This is a genomic window from Bacteroidales bacterium (genome assembly GCA_023228145.1).
Lineage (GTDB): Bacteria > Bacteroidota > Bacteroidia > Bacteroidales > CAIWKO01 > CAIWKO01.
Window position 1 is genome coordinate 1 of the sequence record JALOBU010000046.1, and the last position, 6,529, is coordinate 6,529.

Annotated in this window: 7 protein-coding genes; 1 reads left to right on the forward strand and 6 read right to left on the reverse strand. The window is 36.5% G+C overall.

The window, feature by feature from the left end:
• Nucleotides 1-428 precede the first annotated feature (428 nt).
• The 6 genes from M0R16_13250 to M0R16_13275 form a co-directional block, all read right to left on the reverse strand.
• Nucleotides 429-1,361, reverse strand: a complete 933-nt coding sequence (locus M0R16_13250) for a hypothetical protein (protein ID MCK9613838.1) — start codon at nt 1,359-1,361, stop codon at nt 429-431.
• A gap of 33 nt (nt 1,362-1,394) precedes the next feature.
• Complete coding sequence (locus M0R16_13255) at nt 1,395-1,838, reverse strand: NUDIX hydrolase (protein MCK9613839.1); 444 nt, start codon at nt 1,836-1,838, stop codon at nt 1,395-1,397.
• 6 nt (nt 1,839-1,844) lie between these two features.
• Nucleotides 1,845-2,543 carry an MBL fold metallo-hydrolase gene (locus M0R16_13260; GenBank protein MCK9613840.1) on the reverse strand — a complete coding sequence of 233 codons (699 nt, stop codon included), beginning with the start codon at nt 2,541-2,543 and terminating at the stop codon, nt 1,845-1,847.
• 73 nt (nt 2,544-2,616) lie between these two features.
• The gene (gene rny / locus M0R16_13265) at nt 2,617-4,161 is read right to left on the reverse strand and encodes a ribonuclease Y (protein ID MCK9613841.1); all 1,545 of its coding nucleotides are present in this window, start codon (nt 4,159-4,161) and stop codon (nt 2,617-2,619) included.
• Nucleotides 4,162-4,430: 269 nt separating this feature from the next.
• Nucleotides 4,431-4,721 carry a cell division protein ZapA gene (locus M0R16_13270; protein MCK9613842.1) on the reverse strand — a complete coding sequence of 97 codons (291 nt, stop codon included), beginning with the start codon at nt 4,719-4,721 and terminating at the stop codon, nt 4,431-4,433.
• Nucleotides 4,722-4,742: 21 nt separating this feature from the next.
• The gene (locus M0R16_13275) at nt 4,743-5,030 is read right to left on the reverse strand and encodes a hypothetical protein (protein ID MCK9613843.1); all 288 of its coding nucleotides are present in this window, start codon (nt 5,028-5,030) and stop codon (nt 4,743-4,745) included.
• Nucleotides 5,031-5,152: 122 nt separating this feature from the next.
• On the opposite strand from M0R16_13275, the gene M0R16_13280 reads away from it, so the two are divergent.
• Complete coding sequence (locus tag M0R16_13280; protein MCK9613844.1) at nt 5,153-6,430, forward strand: DUF2851 family protein; 1,278 nt, start codon at nt 5,153-5,155, stop codon at nt 6,428-6,430.
• The last annotated feature ends 99 nt before the right edge of the window (nt 6,431-6,529 follow it).

Sequence of the window (6,529 nt, forward strand, 5' to 3'; positions counted from 1 at the left end):
CAAGATAATTTAACGAAAGAAAATTTCACTTTTCGGTCGCCAATAAAAAGCATTATGAAAAGCCCTCTGGAGAAACTGATTTCAAAATGGAATATTTTACCGCACTAAACGTCAGAAGTCAGGATAAGCGGAATTATTTTTCTGGTTTTAATTATTTTCATTCTTTCATCATGGTGGAACTGGTGGTACGGCGGAAGTTTTTCATCAAGGGTGATGATCGATTACTTGCCGTTTTTTATGATTTTGCTTGCTTCAGCACTCAATCAAATCACACATAAAATAATTAAAGGCATTTTAGTTTTAATTGTTTTTTTTACAATTATTTTGAACCAGATTCAAACCTATCAATACAGATATAATGTTATTCATTATAAAAATATGAATAAAGACATGTATTGGGATAATTTCATGAGGATTGACAGACTTCTTTAATCATAGTGAGTTTCATCATAAAACAAATACTCATGCCTTGTTGCATTCAACTGATAAATCTCTTCAACAGGATTGCAAGAAAAGACTGTGGTTTCAGTGAGTACTCCGTCATCATTAAAAGTTCTTTCAATGCTTAAAATCAATATTCCTTCTTTATTATAATCCTCCTGCTTCACGGGGTTATTTTTTTCATCATAGGACATTTTAGTTGTTTTTACTGAAGTTACATCCTCTTCCGTGACCTCAAGAATATTCCCTTTATCATCCCTGGTATAAATCAATTTTTCCCTTAACCGACCCTGTGCATCGTAAATCAGAATTTTTTCACGCTCACCCTTTTGATTATAAAAATACTCTGTGGTGTATGAACTTCTTTCTTCACTTGTTATATGTTCATATAAAACGACATCCCCGTTTTCATGATAGGAATACTTATTCTCATGTTCCAAAACATTATCTTCACCAAATAGCTTTTCTGATATTAATTTATCTCCGTCATATTCAAAAACTTCCATTTCTTCAGTTTCACCTTCCGGATTCATCACCCTTCGTTCCAAAAGATTGCCCCGTTCATCATATTTAAAAGTTACATGGCTTTCGCCGCTTTCGGCATACACTATTTTTTCATTGGCACACAAATTCTTATCATCGAAAACAAAATAATGATGTTCGGCAATTTCATTTTCGTCAAAAAAGCATATTTCTTCAATACAATTATTTTTTTCATCGAATTTATAAAGAATGTGCTCATTAATATCGCCTGAATGATTGTAAGAAATTGATTTTACAAGGTTATTATTTTCATCATATTCTTTTTCTGAAGACAGGTGTGTCTCTTTTTCAAACCATTCGGTGGTTTCCGGGCTGGAAGGGTCTTCCATTGCATAAATAATAGTTTCTGAGGTAATTTTTTTAATCCGTTTATCCATGTTGATTTATATGTATTTTGTGGCGTAAGAATCCTAAACAAGTTTTTTCATTATAATTTCATGTGCTTTTTTTATAATTTCATTATGGTCAAAAGCAAGTCTGGGTAATGAATCCACATGAATCCATTTAATGGCTTTTGCATCGTCGCCAAATTTAAGTTTTACATCGGGGGTATTAAACCATGCAAAGTATATGACGCTTATGGAGCGGTATCGCGGATCCCTGCCGGGAGTTCCAACGGTAAACAACTGAATAAGCTTCTCACAGCTGATACCTGTTTCTTCATATAATTCCCTTTTGGCGGCATCTTCCAGGTCTTCGTCAATTTCAACAAATCCTCCGGGGAGCGCCCATTGGTCAATATAAGGGTCGTGCAGTCTTTGTATAAGTAATACTTCATGTGAGTTTCCGCTGACCTTAAAAACAACGATGTCAACGGTTACGGCAGGCATCGGATAATCATAAATATAGGGCATAGTTTATTATTGAGGTATCTTGTTTAAAAGCGTGTCAATATTAATACTTTTTCCGTGAGATACAAAAATTTTTCTTCCTCCGTTTTCTTTAATTTTTTGCCATGAAAGCCATATTTTTGGTTGATTTTCAGCAACTATGGGCATGTTTTTTAATCCCAGAAAATTTAAAATATTTATTGCGGCATCCCCCACAAACGCATTTCCGTTATCAAATACCAACCCTATGGAATCGGCAGTATGCCCTGGTAAACAAATTATCTTTGCAGGGGAACTAAGGGTTCCGGGTAAATTAGCATCCTCAGTAATGATATGTGTTTTTGATTTTTCAATCTTTACTCTCTCATTAATCTTTTCATGCAACAATTTGTTTTGCAATTTCATAACCGCCCTGATAAGTGATGTTGTCCCTTTCATAAGGGGATTGTTTTTACCTACCTCAATCCAGGGGACAGCGCTGGCATGAATTATTAGTTCTGCATTACTATCAAGCAAAATCCTGTTTAAAAACCCCGTGTGGTCGAGATGATGGTGGGTAAGAAAAACATATTTAATTTGCGACAGCTTGATATTCATGCAATCGATTTTTTTTCTGAATTCGCTGTACTTTTTTTTCGTTGAAGTATCTATAAGCAAATAATCATTCCCCGTTGAAATTAGGTAGCAATTGGTTATCCCCAAACGAATTATATGATATTGAATATTCATTTTCGATATCGTCCTGAAAAAAACAGGAATTTAAATTATCATATCAGGCATTTAACAAAGGAGGTCAGCTGTACTACTTTGCGTAGCTGATGGCCCTTGTTTCACGTATCACCGTTATTTTTATCTGCCCGGGATATGTCATTTCATTCTGAATCTTGTTTGAAATGTCGAAAGCAAGCTGATTGGCCTGGTTGTCGGTAACTTTTTCGGCACCAACAATGACGCGCAGTTCTCTTCCGGCTTGTATGGCATAAGTTTTCACCACACCGGGGTAAGAGAGTGCTAGTTCTTCAAGGTCTTTAAGCCTGTTTATATAAGACTCCACAATTTCACGCCTTGCACCGGGGCGTGCTCCCGATATCGCATCGCAAACCTGCACTATGGGAGCTATCAGCGTGGTCATTTCCACTTCCTCGTGGTGCGAACCTATAGCATTGCATATTTCCGGCTTTTCCTTGTATTTTTCTGCCAGGTTCATACCCAATATGGCATGAGGCAATTCAGGCTCATTATCAGGCACTTTGCCAATATCATGCAGCAAGCCGGCTCTTTTTGCCAGCTTAGGGTTTAGTCCCAGCTCTGAAGCCATGACGGCAGAGAGGTTGGCAACTTCACGGGAATGCTGCAGCAGGTTCTGCCCGTATGAGGAACGGTATTTCATTTTACCTATAAGGCGTATGAGTTCGTGATGTATTCCATGAACCCCTAGGTCAATGGTGGTGCGTTTTCCCACCTCAACGATTTCCTGCTCTATCTGTTTTTTAGTTTTTGCCACAATTTCTTCGATACGAGCCGGGTGTATTCTGCCGTCAGTAACCAGCTGATGCAGCGACAATCTGGCTATTTCGCGCCTCACAGGGTCAAAGCCGGAAATAATGATGGCATCAGGTGTGTCGTCAATAACTATTTCCACACCTATGGCAGCTTCAAGCGCCCGGATATTCCTGCCTTCACGGCCAATGATGCGCCCTTTGATTTCGTCATTATCTATGTTGAAAACGGATACTGAGTTTTCGATAGCATACTCTGCAGCCGTACGTTGAATGGTTTTAATTACAATTTTTTTGGCTTCCGTATGAGCGGTATCACGGGCTTCTTCGATGATTTCGCGAACGTGGTTGGCCGACTCGCTGATGGCTTTGGCTTTAAGCATTTCAATCAGCTGGGCTTTGGCTTCGGCAGCCGACAAACCGGCAATCACCTCGAGTTTTTCCACTTGTTTGGATTGCATTTGTTCTATTTCAGCTTGTTTCTTATTAAAAATATCCAACTGGTTGTTTAAATTTTCCCTGATGGTGGACAGCTCTTTTTCTTTACGGCTGAGTTCTTCTATTTTTTGAGATACGATAGCTTCTTTTTGCTTTATCCTGTTTTCGCTTTTCAGGATGTTATTGTTCCTTTCGTTGATAATCTTTTCGTGTTCAGATTTTAACTGAAGGTATTTTTCTTTAGCCTGAAGAATTTTGTCTTTTTTAATTACCTCAGCTTCATTCTGAGCCTCCCTGATGATGCGTTCCGATTTCTTCTCAATGGATTTCCGGATAATCAGTACGGAGAACAACACTCCCAGTAGTATTCCGCCTGCCGCTGCTATTGATATATAAATTATTGTCATCATGACGTATGTATTTATTTAGTTTATAATTATTTTAAATGAAAAACCCGCACTGAATTCAAGAGAGTTTAGAATAAACTCCAAAATGACATGTATAGGGCTACCTGTTTTGTTCGAACTTCTACCGTCCCGCAGGTTTCCCTGCGGAATTCTGCCATAGGCAGACTGAAGCCTGTTCTACCAATACAGAGATTACCCTAATTTGATAACGTTGAGTTTATCAAACAATGTTAATGAATCAATGCGGGTATATTTTTTTATTCAAAGAACGTTTACTTTTCGAGATGCATTTCAAGCTTTTTGTCAATCCCAAGTAATTTATCTCTCAGTTTGGTATTTTTAAATGATTCTAGTTGCTCATAATTCAGCGCACTTGAGGTATATTGCAATGCAATCATTGCCAGCAGGTCCTGTTTGTCTTTAAACATATAATTTCCTGCAAATTCCCTTATTTTATCGTTTATTAATAAAGCAGCTTTGCGCACGATTTCCTCTTCCTGTTTTTCAATAGTTAGTTTATAAATCCTTTCTGCTATTTTAACCGATATTGACAAATCACTCATAGTTCCCCCGGTATATTTTAATCACTTGTTTAACAAAGCAATGCATCTTTCAACTTCCCGCAAAAGTTCGTTAATTTTTAGTTTTGCTTTAGTTTTATTTTCTTCTCCTTCAATTGATTTTACAATAAGTAATACTTTGTTTTTTTCTTCTAAAAATTTTATGCTTTTGGTATTTTCCTCTTGTTTTTTTGTTAATATATCTAATTTAATTTTTAATTCATGATTCTCATTTTTAACCTTTTCTAACTGCTTAATCAATTGGTGTGTTTTGTATTCAATACCGGAAATCAATTCTGACAAATCGTCCATTTCACACCTGCAATTATTCTACAAAATTAATATATTAATCGCTTAAAAAGCAAATTTTTTAACTTTATTTTATAATTTTATTGGCTTAAAACTTTACAACCCATATATACATTATTATTTTGATGAACGAAGATTTGCTTCATTACATCTGGAGGTTTCAGCGCCTTTGTCCTAATTTACACACAACTGAAAACATCTCAATTTCAGTTGAATACCCCGGTCTGCCCAATCACGATGCCGGACCTGATTTTACACAGGCAAAAATACGTATCGGTACAACTCTTTGGGCAGGAAATATTGAAATTCACCTGAATTCATCAGACTGGTACTCGCACAGGCATTTTTTAAACAAAGCTTATAAGAACATTATTTTACACGTGGTATATAACCATGACAGAGATATTTTCGATGTTTCAGGGAACCTCATCCCTACCCTGGAACTTAAGAACTTTATGAATGAACACATCCTTGAAAACTATAAACGTTTTTCGGCCAATAAAAACAACATACCTTGTCAGAGCCTGTTAAAAAATATTGATTCTTTTAAAATATTTGCATGGCTCGAAAGCCAGGCAGTTGAAAGATTAAAATATAAGTCCGGGCATATTAAATCCAGTTTGAGCAAAACCACCAACGACTGGGAACAGGTTATTTACGAATTGCTGGCCGGGAATTTTGGGTTTAATGTCAATGCTGTCCCTTTCGAAATGCTTGCTAAATCGCTGGCATTTAAGTTGTTTGCCAAACACAAAAACCATCTTTTTCAGATTGAAGCCTTATTGTTCGGACAAGCTGGCATGTTGAATGATAATTTCACCGATGCGTATCCTGCAAACCTTAAAAAGGAATATGAATACCTTAGAAAAAAATATAAAATCCATCCCGTTGAAAAACATTTGTGGAAATTTTTAAGAATACGCCCCGGAAATTTTCCCACCATTCGCATTGCACAATTTGCTTCTTTTATTTCCAAAACAGACAACTTATGTTCAAAAATTATCGAAAAAGAAACTCCGGATGATTTTTACAAACTGATGAATGTGCATTGTTCCGAATATTGGGAAACCCATTACCTTTTTGACATCCCGTCTGTTAAAAAAGCCAAGCCTTTAGGCAGGGCAGCCATGAATCTGATTATCATCAACACCATAGTGCCTTTTATGTTTGTTTACGGGAAAGAAAAATCCATGCCGCATATCTGCGACAGGGCTCTGGATTTATTATCCGGATTGCCCCCCGAAAAAAACCATATTGTGAAACATTTTGAATCCTCTGGCTTTAAACCGCAAAATGCCCTGCAAACCCAGGCTTTGATACAACTATATAAAAATTATTGCCAGGCTAAAAAATGTTTGCACTGCGCTATTGGCGATGCTGTATTAACCCAAATTCCGCATTAAGAATTTTCTAATGCGTAGCATTAGGAATAAATAAGTATAATTAACTGTTTTTAAATAATTTATAATGTAAATTTTTAATACGGAATCGACAAAGTAAAT

Bases quoted from the DNA above. Each gene is read 5' to 3' on its own strand.
- M0R16_13250 (MCK9613838.1), bottom strand. From the start codon at position 1,361: ATGGATAAACGGATTAAAAAAATTACCTCAGAAACTATTATTTATGCA.
- M0R16_13255 (MCK9613839.1), bottom strand. From the start codon at position 1,838: ATGCCCTATATTTATGATTATCCGATGCCTGCCGTAACCGTTGACATC.
- M0R16_13260 (MCK9613840.1), bottom strand. From the start codon at position 2,543: ATGAATATTCAATATCATATAATTCGTTTGGGGATAACCAATTGCTAC.
- rny (MCK9613841.1), bottom strand. From the start codon at position 4,161: ATGATGACAATAATTTATATATCAATAGCAGCGGCAGGCGGAATACTA.
- M0R16_13270 (MCK9613842.1), bottom strand. From the start codon at position 4,721: ATGAGTGATTTGTCAATATCGGTTAAAATAGCAGAAAGGATTTATAAA.
- M0R16_13275 (MCK9613843.1), bottom strand. From the start codon at position 5,030: ATGGACGATTTGTCAGAATTGATTTCCGGTATTGAATACAAAACACAC.
- M0R16_13280 (MCK9613844.1), top strand. From the start codon at position 5,153: ATGAACGAAGATTTGCTTCATTACATCTGGAGGTTTCAGCGCCTTTGT.